The organism is Methyloversatilis sp. S146-33, from assembly GCF_059552495.1.
In genome coordinates, this window is the sequence record NZ_JCANOT010000018.1 from 197,522 (window position 1) to 210,391 (window position 12,870).

Annotated in this window: 12 protein-coding genes; 5 read left to right on the top strand and 7 right to left on the bottom strand. The window is 65.8% G+C overall.

The features are described from left to right. Positions 1 to 14: 14 nt before the first annotated feature. The 3 genes from AC51BJ_RS05150 to AC51BJ_RS05160 form a co-directional block, all read right to left on the bottom strand. Positions 15 to 2,594, bottom strand: a complete 2,580-nt coding sequence (locus tag AC51BJ_RS05150; RefSeq protein ID WP_430434597.1) for a response regulator — start codon at positions 2,592 to 2,594, stop codon at positions 15 to 17. A 76-nt stretch (positions 2,595 to 2,670) separates the two neighbouring features. Further along, the gene (gene dapB, locus AC51BJ_RS05155) at positions 2,671 to 3,468 is read right to left on the bottom strand and encodes a 4-hydroxy-tetrahydrodipicolinate reductase (RefSeq protein WP_430434598.1); all 798 of its coding nucleotides are present in this window, start codon (positions 3,466 to 3,468) and stop codon (positions 2,671 to 2,673) included. A 55-nt stretch (positions 3,469 to 3,523) separates the two neighbouring features. Beyond that, positions 3,524 to 3,979 (bottom strand): outer membrane protein assembly factor BamE, encoded by a 456-nt coding sequence (locus AC51BJ_RS05160; RefSeq protein WP_496279531.1) that lies wholly within the window; start codon positions 3,977 to 3,979, stop codon positions 3,524 to 3,526. A 105-nt stretch (positions 3,980 to 4,084) separates the two neighbouring features. On the opposite strand from AC51BJ_RS05160, the gene fur reads away from it, so the two are divergent. Together fur and AC51BJ_RS05170 are read left to right on the top strand one after the other, a co-directional pair. Continuing rightward, on the top strand, positions 4,085 to 4,531 hold the full coding sequence (fur, locus tag AC51BJ_RS05165; RefSeq protein WP_019917499.1) for a ferric iron uptake transcriptional regulator: 447 nt from the start codon (positions 4,085 to 4,087) through the stop codon (positions 4,529 to 4,531). A gap of 42 nt (positions 4,532 to 4,573) precedes the next feature. After that, positions 4,574 to 5,137: a TMEM165/GDT1 family protein gene (locus AC51BJ_RS05170; RefSeq protein ID WP_496279532.1), complete on the top strand. Its 564-nt coding sequence runs from the start codon at positions 4,574 to 4,576 to the stop codon at positions 5,135 to 5,137. Here AC51BJ_RS05170 and recN read toward each other — a convergent pair whose 3' ends face one another. Together recN and AC51BJ_RS05180 are read right to left on the bottom strand one after the other, a co-directional pair. Then, positions 5,138 to 6,793 carry a DNA repair protein RecN gene (gene recN, locus AC51BJ_RS05175; protein ID WP_496279533.1) on the bottom strand — a complete coding sequence of 552 codons (1,656 nt, stop codon included), beginning with the start codon at positions 6,791 to 6,793 and terminating at the stop codon, positions 5,138 to 5,140. A gap of 27 nt (positions 6,794 to 6,820) precedes the next feature. Then, positions 6,821 to 7,711, bottom strand: coding sequence for an NAD kinase (locus AC51BJ_RS05180; protein ID WP_496279534.1), 891 nt, complete (start codon positions 7,709 to 7,711; stop codon positions 6,821 to 6,823). 158 nt (positions 7,712 to 7,869) lie between these two features. Here AC51BJ_RS05180 and hrcA point away from each other — a divergent pair, with 158 nt between their 5' ends. After that, positions 7,870 to 8,889: a heat-inducible transcriptional repressor HrcA gene (hrcA, locus tag AC51BJ_RS05185; RefSeq protein WP_430434603.1), complete on the top strand. Its 1,020-nt coding sequence runs from the start codon at positions 7,870 to 7,872 to the stop codon at positions 8,887 to 8,889. Between the two features lie 76 nt (positions 8,890 to 8,965). Continuing rightward, the gene (hemH, locus tag AC51BJ_RS05190; protein WP_430434604.1) at positions 8,966 to 10,063 is read left to right on the top strand and encodes a ferrochelatase; all 1,098 of its coding nucleotides are present in this window, start codon (positions 8,966 to 8,968) and stop codon (positions 10,061 to 10,063) included. A gap of 48 nt (positions 10,064 to 10,111) precedes the next feature. Here hemH and AC51BJ_RS05195 read toward each other — a convergent pair whose 3' ends face one another. Together AC51BJ_RS05195 and AC51BJ_RS05200 are read right to left on the bottom strand one after the other, a co-directional pair. Beyond that, positions 10,112 to 10,645, bottom strand: a complete 534-nt coding sequence (locus tag AC51BJ_RS05195) for an AP2 domain-containing protein (RefSeq protein WP_020165304.1) — start codon at positions 10,643 to 10,645, stop codon at positions 10,112 to 10,114. A gap of 132 nt (positions 10,646 to 10,777) precedes the next feature. After that, a complete protein-coding gene (locus AC51BJ_RS05200; protein WP_496279535.1) occupies positions 10,778 to 12,160 on the bottom strand; it encodes a protein kinase domain-containing protein in 1,383 nt (460 codons plus the stop codon). 164 nt (positions 12,161 to 12,324) lie between these two features. Between AC51BJ_RS05200 and grpE the strand changes: the two genes are divergently transcribed. After that, positions 12,325 to 12,861 carry a nucleotide exchange factor GrpE gene (gene grpE, locus AC51BJ_RS05205; RefSeq protein WP_430434605.1) on the top strand — a complete coding sequence of 179 codons (537 nt, stop codon included), beginning with the start codon at positions 12,325 to 12,327 and terminating at the stop codon, positions 12,859 to 12,861. Positions 12,862 to 12,870 lie beyond the last annotated feature (9 nt).

The window sequence follows — 12,870 nt, forward strand, 5'->3', positions numbered from 1 at the left end:
GCACTGCAGCCGGGTCAGGCCATCTCAGCCACGCTCGCTCGGCCACTGAAAAGTGCGTCGCCCAGACGGGACAGTTGCTGGTCGGCGTCCTTGTGCAGCGTCGCCAGATCGGAAAGATCGCCGCCGCGTGCGGCATCTTCGAGGCGGGTCACGCTCACCTCGGCACCGGCAGCGCCGAAAACCGACAGCGAGCCGCGCAGTCGATGACAGATGCGCGCCGCCCCGTCGCCGTCCCGCGCCTGCACGCAGACGCCAAGTCCGCGACGCAATTCTGGCAGTTCGCCGAGGAACACGTCGATCACGCGCAACACCATGGCACGGTCGCCTTCCAGCGTTGCCAGCGTATGTTCGAGATCCATGACCGGATCGGCCGCATCCGGGCGTTCGCGCATCAGACCATTCACGTCGGTGATCGCGGTCTGCGACAGGCCGTCGTCCGGTCGCGCCAGCACCCGTTCGAGCGCCGCCAGCAGGTCGTCGGCCTTGACCGGCTTGCTCACGTAATCGTCCATGCCTTCGTCGAGGCACAGTTCGCGGTCGCCCTTCATCGCATTGGCGGTCATCGCGATGATGGGCAGATGCTCGACGTGGTCGGTATCGATGACCCAGGAGCGGCGCTGCTCGCGCGCACGGATCGCACGCGTGGCTTCGATGCCACCCATGACCGGCATCTGCACGTCCATCAGCACGACGTCGAAGTTCTCGCGTTCGAGCAGATCCAGCGCTTCCTGCCCGTTGTTGGCAACGGTTACCTTGTAGCCGGCACGCTCGAGCGTGCGCACGGCCACCAGCTGGTTGACCGGATTGTCCTCGGCCAGCAGCACGCGCCGGCTCGGACTTTCGCCCAAGCCCTCGTGCGCCAGCGAGCGCTCGATGTCCAGGTCGCCGATGGCCAGTGCGAAATCATCCAGTTCGTGCACCTCGTCCGGGCGACTGCTCAGCGCCTCGCTCAGCGCGGCCGCCAGTTCGTGGGCCGAGAACGGCTTGTGCAGACGGCCGCGCACGCCCAGCGTGCGGGCGTGCGCGTTGTCTGCGGCCTGATTGGCACCACTGAACATCATCACCACCCGATTCAGCCGGTTCGGGCCTTCGCAGAAACCGGACACGAAATCGAAGGCATCGGCGTCGGGCAGCGTGCGATCGACCAGCAGGATGTCGAAGGGCCGGCCGCTCTCGTGCGCCTGTTTGAGCGCCTGTCGCGCCGCCTGCACCGTGCCGACGGCCAGCGCTGACGCACCCATGTCACCCAGCATCGCGGCCACCACGCCGCGGCTCGGTGGATGATCCTCGATCAGCAGCACGCGCAGACCGTTGAAACGCTGGAAGTTGGGCGACAGTCCGGCCTGCTCGACCACCCGGCAGCGCATCGTGAAATGGAAGGTCGACCCCTGCCCCGGCGTGCTCTCCAGCCACAGCCGGCCACCCATCAGCGTGGCCAGGCGATTGCAGATGGCCAGTCCGAGGCCGGTGCCGCCGAAGCGGCGCGTGGTCGAGGTATCGGCCTGGGCGAAAGCTTCGAATACCAGCGCCTGCTTGGTGGCGTCGATGCCGATACCGGTATCGCGCACCCACAGGTGCAGTTCGGCTTCGGCGCCGGCGGCGGCCGGAATGCCGACCGCCTCGCAACCGACCTCGATCTCGCCGCGCTGGGTGAACTTGACCGCGTTGCCGATCAGATTGACCAGGATCTGCCGCAGCCGGCCGGGGTCGCCGAGCACGCGAACCGGCAGATCCGGGGCGATGCGGCAGTACAGCTCCAGCCCCTTCTGCTGGGCACCGATGGCCAGCCCGCGGGCGGCCTCGCCAACCAACTCGCCGGGCGAACACTCGACTTCCTCGATCGCCAGCTTGCCGGCTTCGATCTTCGAGAAATCTAGGATGTCGTTGATGATGACCAGCAGCGCATCGGCCGAGGTCTTGATCGCATTGACGTATTCGCGCTGTTCGCTGTCCAGCGTGGTATCGAGCATCAGCGCCGACATACCCATGATGCCGTTCATCGGCGTGCGGATTTCGTGGCTCATATTGGCCAGGAAGTCGCTCTTGGCGCGGCTGGCCGCCTCCGCCTTCTCCTTGGCACGCAGCAGTTCGACCTCGGCCTGACGGCGCGCATCGAGCTGGCCTATCAGTCCGGACACGCTGCCCACGCGGCCGCGCTCGTCGCGCTCGGTAGCGGTTGCTTCGATGCGCATCCACACCATGCCGCTATCGACGCGTCGCATCCGCACATCGATCGCCGGCTGCCCCGTTGCACCCGCCAGACGGTCTTCCAGCCAGGCATCGAAGCTGCCGACATCGTCTTCGTGCAGGATGTCGCGCCAGACCGCCAGCAGGTCCGGCAATTCGGCCTGGCTGTAGCCCAGCGACTGCCTGCATTCGGCCGACACGATGAAGTGTGCGCTGGACGGTATCCATTGCCAGGCGTGGCGCGATGCGTCCGTTCCGCCTGCCGATTCGAGCAGGCGATCGATCTCGCGCAGCGCGCCGGCCAGCACCGAAGATTCCGGCCGAGCCGACAGCCAGGCGCCGACAGTCTTGTCGTCAAGCGACGACAGACCGATCTGTTGCAACAGTGTGGTCAGCGCTGGGTGCATGAATGTACCGAACAGGATCCTGCAGAATTAACGACACTCACCCGCAGCACTGAAGCGCCGCTGCAGCCGTTGCGATTCAGCGCAGTCCGAGCACGTCCTGCATGTCGTACAGACCGCTGCTGCGCTCGACCAGCCAGCGCGCAGCGCGCAGGCTGCCCAGCGCGTAGGGCATGCGGCTGGCCGCCTTGTGCGTGATCTCGACCCGCTCGCCGATGCCGGCGAACAGCACCGTGTGATCGCCGACAATGTCGCCGCCGCGCACTGTGGCGAATCCTATGGTGTTCGCATCGCGCTCGCCGGTGTGTCCTTCGCGACCATAGATCGCGCAGTCGGCCAGCGAACGGCCGAGCGCATCGGCCACCACCTCTCCCATGCGCAGCGCGGTACCCGACGGCGCATCGACCTTCATCCGGTGGTGCGCCTCGATCACCTCGATGTCGTAGCCGCTGTTCAGGATGCGCGCCGCGACGTCCAGCAGCTTGAACACGGCATTGACGCCGACCGCCATGTTCGGCGCGAACACGATGGCCAACTCCTTCGACGCCTCGGTCAGTTGCGCACGCTGTGCGTCGCTGAAGCCGGTGGTGCCGATGATCATCTTGACGCCCAGTCGTTTGCACACGTCGAGATGCGCAAGTGTCGCTTCCGGGCGGGTGAAGTCGATCAGGAAATCGGCGCCCGCGAGCGCTGCCTCGACATCGCCGCGGATCAGCACGCCGCTCCGGATGCCGAGGAAGGCGCAGGCGTCCTCGCCGATCGCTGGAGAGTCCGGGCGATCGAGGGCCGCGACCAGCGTCGCCCCCTCGTCACGCGTGGTGGCTTCGATCAGCATGCGGCCCATGCGGCCGGATGCCCCCGCGATCGCTATGCGCATCGGTGACATGAAATCCTTTCAGTTCGCTGTGTGCGGACGCTTGCAGCGCCCGGTTTCACTTCTTCTCGGGCACCGCAACCTCGCCCAGGTCGAGCGTGCGCGTGCGCGGCTCGGGCGGCTGAATCTCGCCATCTTCCGCCGCAACCACATCGCCGCCCACGCTGACCAGCTTGTCGTCCTCGAAATAGACGATGAGCCGGCGCTGCTGCGTGTCTTCCGGTTTGTTGCCCGGCTTGAAGTAATAGACGTAATCCCACCGGTCCGGGTGGAACACGTCGGCCAGCATCGGCGAACCGAGCACGAAGCGGACCTGCTCGCGGCTCATGCCCGCCTTGAGCTGACCGACCATCTCCTGGGTGACCAGATTGCCCTGACGGATGTCGATACGGTAGGGATTGAGCTTGCTGGTGACGTCGAGCGCATCGGGCACCTCGAAGCTGCTGCAGCCGGCAATCAACGGAACAAGCGCGATAAAGACGCGGCTCAGGGTGACGAAGGGAGCGAGGGACATCGCGGGCAGGACTCGGGTGATGATCGGGCGACCGCAGGCGGAACGCCGGGCCGGACGCGAAAGTCTATATTATAGCGACCTTGCTATAGCCTCCAGACGACCCGGATGAGCGCAAATTCCCAGAACCTGAAGAACATCGGCCTCAAGGCGACGCTGCCGCGACTGAAGATACTCGAGCTTTTCCAGCGTGCAGACGTGCGCCACATGAGCGCCGAGGACGTCTACAAGGCCCTGCTGCAGGAGGACATGGACATCGGCCTCGCCACGGTCTACCGCGTGCTGACCCAGTTCGAGCAGGCCGGCCTGCTCGAACGCCATTTCTTCGAGTCGGGCAAGGCGGTGTTCGAACTGAACGAAGGCCACCACCACGATCACCTGGTGTGCATCCAGTGTGGCAAGGTCGAGGAGTTCTACGACGCCGAGATCGAACGCCGCCAGATCAAGGTGGCCAAGGAACGCGGCTTCACCGTACACGACCACGCGCTGACCATCTTCGCCGACTGCTCGACCGAAGCCTGCCCGAACAAGCGCAAGACCACACCCCGCGGCTGAGTCCAGCCGCGCTCACCCTCGCCGCCGTCCGGCGGCTTGCCCATGGATGCACTGATCGCCTCCACCGCGCTGGTCGCGCTCGCCGAAATCGGCGACAAGACACAGCTGCTGTCCTTCGTGCTGGCGGCGCGCATGCGCCGGCCACGTGCCATCTGCCTCGGCATACTGGTGGCCACCGTGCTGAACCACGCGCTGGCCGCCTGGCTCGGCGCGCTGGTCGCTTCCGTCCTGTCGCCGGAGGTGCTGCGCTGGATCGTCGGCCTCGCCTTCATCGGCTGCGGGCTGTGGGCGCTGGTGCCGGACAAACTGGAGGAAACCGAAGTCGGCAGCGCGCACGGCGTGTTCCTGACCTCGACCCTGCTGTTCTTCATGGCCGAAATGGGCGACAAGACACAGTTGGCGACAGTGGCGCTGGGCGCCCGCTTCGAGGACGCCTATGTCTGGGTGGTTGCCGGCACGACGCTGGGCATGATGATCGCGAACGTACCGGCGGTGTATGTCGGCCAGAAACTGGCGCAGCGGCTGCCGGTGGACTGGATACGGCGCATCGCCGCCGGCCTGTTCGTCGCCACCGGCGTGATCACGCTGGCGGTCGGGCTGAACTGATCAGGCGCCGAGCATTTCGCGCGCGTGCGCGCGGGTGGTGTCGGTGATCACCTCGCCGCCCAGCATGCGGGCGATCTCGTCTACGCGCGCCGGCGCATCCAGCGGCGTGACCGAGCTGCGCGTCTGCCCGCCCTCGCTGCGCTTGGCGATCGACCACTGCCAGTCCGCCCGCGCCGCCACCTGCGGCAGATGGGTCACGCACAGCACCTGCCGCGCCTCGCCCAGACGGGCGAGCTGACGCCCGACCACTTCGGCCACGCGGCCGCCGATGCCGACATCGACCTCGTCGAACACCAGCGTCGGCGTGCCGCTGCGCGCGCTGGCGATGACCTGGATGGCCAGCCCGATACGTGACAGCTCGCCGCCGGAGGCCACCTTGGCCAGCGGTGCAAGCGGCTGCCCCGGGTTGGCGGCGACATGGAATTCGACCTCTTCGAGGCCGGTGGCCGACGGCTGATCGAGCGGCTTCAGCACCACTTCGAAGCGCCCGCCCTGCATCGCCAGCTCGGACATTGCCGCGGTCACCGCCTCTGACAACTGCTTTGCCGCCGGCCGGCGCGCATCGGACAGTTCCTTGGCCGCCTCGACACAGGCCGCCCGTGCGGCATCGCGCGCCGCTTCGAGCGCGGCCGGGTCGGATTCCGCCTCCAGCCGCTGCAGCCCTTCCTGGCTGTCGGCCAGCAGTTGCGGCAGTTCATCCGGATCGACACGATACTTGCGTGCGCAGGCGAGCACCGTCGCGATCCGCTCGTCGGCACGCGCCAGCGCGGCCGGGTCAGCATCGATACGATGCGCGTAGGCGCGCAGTGCGCGCGCCGCCTCGTCGACCTGTGTGGCGGCCGACTCGATCAGGCCACGACATTCGCCGAGCGAGGCGTCGAAGGCTTCCAGCCGGCCAAGCAGCGACGCGATGTGCGCCAGTTGCCCGTCGAGCGCCGCTTCGCCCTCCTCGATCAGCGCCAGCGCCTCGGCCGAGCCTTCGAGCAATTGTGTGGCGTGCGCCAGTCGGCCGTGATCCTGTTGCAGTTCAGCCCAGGCCTGCGGCTCGAAGGCCAGTGCGGTCAGCTCCTCGACCTGCCATTGCAGCCGCTCGCGCTCGCGCTCGGCGGCGTCGCGGTCCTGCAGCGCGCGGGTCAGCGCCTGTTCGCGCTGCTGCCATTCGCGATGCAGCCGCCCGACGGTCGCCACCTGCGCAGTCAGACCGGCGTGCTGGTCGAACAGCGCGCGCTGTGCCGTTTCGCGCATCAGCGCCTGATGGGCGTGCTGACCGTGGATGTCGACCAGTTGCCCGCCCAGATCGCGCAGCTGGCTCACGCTGGCTGGTGCGCCGTTGATGTAGGCGCGCGAACGTCCGCCGGCGTCGATGACGCGACGGGCGATCACCATGCCCTCTTCCAGCTGGAAATCCTGTTCCTTCAGCCAACTGGCAACGGCACTGTCGGCGGCGCAGGAAAATTCGGCCGACAGTTCCGCCCGGTCACAGCCGGCGCGCACGACCGAGGCATCGGCCCGGCCACCGAGCAGCAACCCCAGCGCATCGACCAAGATGGACTTGCCGGCGCCGGTCTCGCCGGTCAGCGCGCCGAAACCGGACGCGAAGTCGAGTTCGAGCCGGTCGACCAGGATGAAGTCGCGGATGAAAAGACGTTCGAGCATGAAACGAAAGGGACTCAGACGTGAGGTTCAGACTTCCTTGGGCGCCTCGCTCCAGCGCAGCTTTTCGCGCAGCATCGAGAAGTAGCTGTAGCCGGGCGGGTGCAGCAAGGTAACGCGATACGGCGAACGCTCGATGCGCAGTACGTCGTCGCCCTGCAGGTTGCAGTGTTCCTGGCCGTCGAAATGCGCCCGCGCGTCGTGCCGCGAGAACAGGCGTACCTTCAGCACGGCCGAATCGCCAAGCACGATGGGGCGCGACGACAGCGCGTGCGGGCACAGCGGCACGATGAGCATGCCGCCGAGCGATGGATGCAGGATGGGTCCGTTGGCCGACAGCGAGTAGGCGGTCGAGCCGGTCGGCGTCGATACGATGAGGCCGTCGGAACGCTGGCTGTAGACGAATTCGTCGTCGACCCGCATTTCGAACTCGATCATGCGGCCAAGGTCGCCCTTCGAGATGACCACGTCGTTGAAGGCGAACGCGGAGAACACCTCGGTCTCTTCGCGCAGCACCGAAGCCTGCATCAGCGCGCGCCGCTCCGGACGGAACTGGCCCTGCATCAGCGATTCCATCGCCGCCAGCATGTTGGAGCGGGCGACGTCGGTCAGAAAGCCGAGACGGCCCTGGTTGATGCCGACCAGCGGCACGTCGTGCGGCGCCAGCTTGCGCGCGGCGCTGATCAGCGAACCGTCGCCGCCGACCACCACCGCCAGCTTCGCTCGGCGGCCCAGCGTATCGAAATCGGCCACCTCGAAGCGGTCGTCCGGCAGCACTTCGGCCGATGCCTGCTCGATCAGCACCTCGCGCCCGGACTCGCTCAGCCAGTGCGCCAGCGCGCGCAGTGACTCGGCCACTTCGGCGCTCTGGTACTTGCCGATCAGCGCGACGCAGCCAAAGGCCGGGGATTCGTTTTTCATCACCGAATTAAACCACAAAGCCCTGACCCATCATCGACGGCACGGCGGTGTGACGACGGCTGTGTCAATATCGGTGCGCTGACGGCGCCAACATGCCGGCGCTGCTCTAGAATCAGTCTCCGCAACCGCATCAGGATCCGTATCCCGCCACCCGCACCATGCTTGAAGATCGTTCGAGACTGCTGCTCAAGACCCTGGTCGAGCGCTACATCGCCGACGGCCAGCCGGTGGGTTCGCGCACGCTGTCGAAGTACTCCGGCCTCGATCTGTCGCCGGCGACCATACGCAACGTCATGTCCGACCTCGAGGACATGGGCTACATCGCCAGCCCGCACACGTCGGCTGGCCGCATCCCGACGCCGCGCGGCTACCGCTTCTTCGTCGACACACTGCTGTCAGTGCAGCCACTTGAGCCCGGCCAGATCAGCGAACTGAAAGGCGAGCTGCGCCCGGCCGATCCGCGGCTGCTGGTCAATCAGGCCTCGCAGCTGCTGTCGCAGCTCACCCGCTTCGCCGGCATCGTGGTCGCGCCGCGCCGCCAGTTGCCGCGCATCCGCCAGATCGAGTTCCTGAGCCTGTCGGACAAACGCATCCTGCTCATCATCGTGACCGACACCGGCGAGGTGCAGAACCGCATCCTGCTGACCGAACGCAACTTTTCACCGTCGGAGCTGGTCAGTGCGGCCAACTACCTGAACCAGCACTACGTCGGCTTCGATTTTGACGAGATCCGCGGCCGGCTGCAGGCGGAACTGAAGCAGTTGCACGGCGATCTGACCACGCTGATGTCGGCCGCGCTGCAGGCCGGCAACGAGGCCTTCTCCGACGACAAGGGGCAGTACGTCATCAGCGGCGAGCGCAATCTGCTCGAAGTCGACGATCTCGCGTCCAACATGTCGCGACTGCGCGAGCTGTTCTCGTTGTTCGATCAGCGCACGCAGCTGGCCAGTCTGCTCGACCTGTCGCAGCGGGCCGATGGCGTGCAGATCTTCATCGGCGGCGAATCCGGTCTGGCCCCGCTCGACGAATGCAGCGTGGTGACCGCGCCGTACGAGGTGCAGGGTCAGGTGGTGGGCACCGTGGGTGTGATCGGACCGACGCGCATGGCCTACGAGCGCGTGATTCCGATCGTGGACGTCACCGCCAAACTGCTGTCGAGCGCCCTGAGTCAGACCTGAGTCAGACCTGAGTCAGACCTGAGCCAGACCTGAAAACCCGTCTCCACCGGGACGGATCACAACAAGAAAACCGGATATGTCCCGCTTCGTCGAAGAACCGCCCTATTCACACGGCCAGATGCCGCGCACCGGCGTGCTGCTGGTCAATCTGGGTACGCCGGACCAGGCCGATGCGCCGTCTTTGCGCCGCTACCTGAAGGAATTCCTGTCCGACGACCGCGTGGTCGAGGTGCCGAAGCCGCTGTGGTGGCTGATACTCAACGGCATCATCCTCAATGTGCGCCCGAAGCAGTCGGCGGAAAAGTACGCGACCGTGTGGACCGACGAGGGCTCGCCGCTGCGTGTGCATACCGAAAGGCAGACCAAGCTGCTGCGCGGCTGGATGGTGGCCGAAGGGCAGCGCGAGATCGAGGTGCGGCACGCGATGCGCTACGGCAGCCCGTCGATTGCCGACGTACTGCAGCAGATGAAGGCCGACGGTTTTACCCGCATTCTGATGGTACCGATGTACCCGCAGGGCGCCTCCAGCACGACCGGTTCGGTGGTGGACGAAATGGCGCGCGCGCTGCTGCGCTGGCGCAATCTGCCGGAAATGCGCTACGTCCGCGCCTTCGCCGGTGACCGCGACTATATCGACGCGCTGGCGGCCAGCGTGCGCGAGCACTGGCAGAAGAACGGCCGGGCCGACAAGCTGGTCATGTCCTTTCACGGCGTGCCGCACTTCCACCTGGAAAAGGGCGATCCCTACCACTGCGAGTGTCACAAGACCGGCCGCCTGATCGCCGAGGCCCTCGGGCTGGCGAAAGAGGACTATCTCGTCACCTTCCAGTCGCGCTTTGGCCGCGCCCGCTGGCTCGAACCGTATACGCAGCCGACCCTGGAAAAGTTGGCCGAGGGCGGCCTGCGCAGCGTCGAGGTGATGTGTCCCGGCTTCGTCGCCGACTGCCTGGAAACGCTGGAGGAGATCGCGGTCGAGAACCGCGACGCCTTCATCGGTCGCGGCGGCAAGCAGTTCAGCTACATCCCCTGCCTGAACGAGCGGCCGGACTGGATCGCCGCGCTGGGCGGCATCGTGCGCCGTGAACTGGGCCACTGGTGGGACGAGGCCGGCCGGCCACCGGCCGACCTTGCACTGCAAGCGCGTGCCGCAACGGAGATGGGCGCGAAGCAATGAAAAAAGGCGACCTCACGGTCGCCTTTTTGTTGCGCAATGCAGTCCTGCTCAGGCCGCAGCGCGCGTCGGCACGATGTTCTCGTCGTTCTTCGCCTTGCGCGGACGACCGCGCCGCGAAGCACCCGGATCGAACTGGCCGTCGAGCTTCTTCAGCGCGTCCTTGCGCGCCTTGAGCGCCATCTTGAAGGCACCTTCCTCGCCGTACTTGTTCACCGAGAACTTGACCCGCTTGCGACGACCGGACGGCAGCGGCCATGAAGCCACCCAGAACCAGCGCTGCTTGTCTTCCGGCATGTCACGGGTTTCGGAAGCGCAATAGCGGCACACGCCGACCACGCCGGAACGGTTGTTCTTCTTGACGATGCTCGAATACTCGCGCAGCGAGAAGGGCGGGAATTTCGAAATGATGTCGTCGCGAAACTGCTTCGCGGCGGCAAAGGCCTTCTGCTTGCCACCGAACACACCATCGCTGAAGTGCTTCCGGTGTATCACTCCGCGTCGCTGTATGGTCACGAGCCAGCCATGCGTGCGGCTGGCTTCGTTGTCCACGCGGCTGATGCCATAAACTGAATTGCGGCTCAAGGTCGGTCTCCTTCCGATAGCACAGGCGTCGCCATGTGCTTGTGAGGAGAGTTTCGGCCTGCCGTGTCGAAACTTTAGCCGGGCCGGCGGGCGTTCTTCACGCCGCAGGGGTCGCCGACACGTGCAAAACGCTCAGCGTCGTGTCGGCGTATCGGGCAGCAGTTCGAGATCGATGCCGCCACCGATGACGGAAAAACCCGATTCGGTTGCCAGCACCACCTGCTCGCCCTGGGCGGCAAGGGCGGAATTGGCGCGTGCCAGCCGCTGCACCACGGTACTGATGAGCTGGGCGCGGAAGTGCTCCAAACACTCTTCCGACGCGAGCGCCAGCGCCGACGGGCTGACTTCGAGAAAAGCCACCGGCGACGAGGCGATCACGGTCGCCGAGCGGCGCAGGTGGTTGGGGTCGAGATAGCCCATCTCGCCGACCACCTCGCCCGGCCCCAGTTCAGCCAGCAATCGGCCACCGACCACCACCCGGACGTGGCCGGACACGATCAGCCCGAAGCGGTTGTCGCTGTCGCCCTCGCGCATCAGCACCGTACCTTCGGTGTACTGCCGCCAGTTCGAGAAACGCAACACCTCCCACACCTCGACGTCGTCGAATTCGGTGAAGAAGGTCATCTTGCGCAGGATGGAGAAGCGCGTGGTGTCCGGCGGCACGTACTTGTCGTCGAGGATCTTGAAACGCACCGTCGACAGATCCTTGGCGAACTCGGCGCCGTTCTTGTAGCGCGAGTAGAGGTCCTTCTCCAGCGCCTTGCGAATCACCCGGTCCATCGCTTCCGGCACTTCCGGGTTCAGCTGCGACGCCGACGGCGGGTCGGCGTTGATGATCTTGTAGATGAGCTGGGCCGGATGCTTGGCGCGGAAGGGCAGCCGCCCGGTCAGCAGGTGGAACAGCACGACCCCCAGCGAATAGAGGTCGGTCTTCTGGTTCAGCGGATAGCCCTTCACCTGCTCCGGGCTCATGTAGGCCGGCGAGCCCACGCCCATGATGAAGGTCGAATCCTTGTCGTTTTCCTTGGCCACGTTCAGCGCCAAGCCGAAGTCGGTCACCTTCACCAGGTCGTTGGCGCCGATCAGGATGTTGGCCGGCTTGATGTCGCGGTGCACGACGCCGTGGCGGAAGGCGTAATCGAGCGCCATCGCGCACTTGAACACGATGCTCACCGCACGCGGCAGCGGCAGCATCGTGTTGAACTCGCAGTAGTGGTCGAGCGGCTGGCCGTCGATGAATTCCATGACCAGATAGGCCCGGTTCTCTTCGACCTGCGCGTCGTAGATGCGGATGATGTTGGGGTGGTCGAGCTTGGCGGCGATCGCCGCCTCGGTCAGGAAGAGCTTGCGCATGCGCCGCGACCACTTGCCCTGATCGCGGTTCTTGTCGCCGAAATCGACCAGCTTAACGGCGACCATTTCCTCAATGTCGTCGCACTTGCACAGGTAGACAGTCGCGGTGGCGCCTTTGCCGATTTCGCGGATTACCCTGTATTTGCCAATGCGTTCGAGCATGTCGTGTGGAGCGATGGACGCGTCATGAACCGCGAATGATAGGCCATCGCCAAGCGCCGGACAAAGAATGGGTCAAAAGGCTGATGGAAAGTCGACTTTCCGGGCTTGAAATGCGTCCGGACGCCCCCATTTCCGGCGGGTCTCAGATTCAGAGGACTTTACGCATGACCGAGCAGACCCCGCAACCGGTGCCCGAAGAACAGCAGGCCGCCCCCAACATCGAAGCCGCCGCGCCGGCCGCTCCTGCAACGCCCGAGGCGCTGGCCGCCGCCGAGCAGAAGGTGGCCGAGCTGCAGGACGCGCTGCTGCGCGCCAAGGCCGAAACGGAAAACATGCGCCGTCGCGCCGCCGAGGACGTGATCAAGGCGGGCAAGTTCGCCAGCGAGAAGTTCGCTTCCGCCATGGTGCCCGTCAAGGACAGCCTGGAAGCGGCGCTGGCCGACACCTCGAACGACGTCGCCAAGATCCGCGAGGGCGTCGAACTGACGCTGAAGCAGCTGGTGCAGGCCTTTGCCGGCGCCAGCGTCGAGGAAGTGAACCCGCTGGGCGAAAAGTTCGACCCGCACAAGCACCAGGCGATCAGCCAGATCGAGGCGCCGGGCGAGCCGAACCACGTGGTACAGGTGCTGCAGAAGGGTTATCTGCTGCACGACCGCGTGCTGCGCCCCGCCCTGGTCATCGTTTCGAAGGCAGCGGGCTGAAAAGCCCCT

Bases quoted from the DNA above. Each gene is read 5' to 3' on its own strand.
- AC51BJ_RS05150 (WP_430434597.1), bottom strand. From the start codon at position 2,594: ATGCACCCAGCGCTGACCACACTGTTGCAACAGATCGGTCTGTCGTCG.
- dapB (WP_430434598.1), bottom strand. From the start codon at position 3,468: ATGCGCATAGCGATCGCGGGGGCATCCGGCCGCATGGGCCGCATGCTG.
- AC51BJ_RS05160 (WP_496279531.1), bottom strand. From the start codon at position 3,979: ATGTCCCTCGCTCCCTTCGTCACCCTGAGCCGCGTCTTTATCGCGCTT.
- fur (WP_019917499.1), top strand. From the start codon at position 4,085: ATGAGCGCAAATTCCCAGAACCTGAAGAACATCGGCCTCAAGGCGACG.
- AC51BJ_RS05170 (WP_496279532.1), top strand. From the start codon at position 4,574: ATGGATGCACTGATCGCCTCCACCGCGCTGGTCGCGCTCGCCGAAATC.
- recN (WP_496279533.1), bottom strand. From the start codon at position 6,793: ATGCTCGAACGTCTTTTCATCCGCGACTTCATCCTGGTCGACCGGCTC.
- AC51BJ_RS05180 (WP_496279534.1), bottom strand. From the start codon at position 7,711: ATGAAAAACGAATCCCCGGCCTTTGGCTGCGTCGCGCTGATCGGCAAG.
- hrcA (WP_430434603.1), top strand. From the start codon at position 7,870: ATGCTTGAAGATCGTTCGAGACTGCTGCTCAAGACCCTGGTCGAGCGC.
- hemH (WP_430434604.1), top strand. From the start codon at position 8,966: ATGTCCCGCTTCGTCGAAGAACCGCCCTATTCACACGGCCAGATGCCG.
- AC51BJ_RS05200 (WP_496279535.1), bottom strand. From the start codon at position 12,160: ATGCTCGAACGCATTGGCAAATACAGGGTAATCCGCGAAATCGGCAAA.
- grpE (WP_430434605.1), top strand. From the start codon at position 12,325: ATGACCGAGCAGACCCCGCAACCGGTGCCCGAAGAACAGCAGGCCGCC.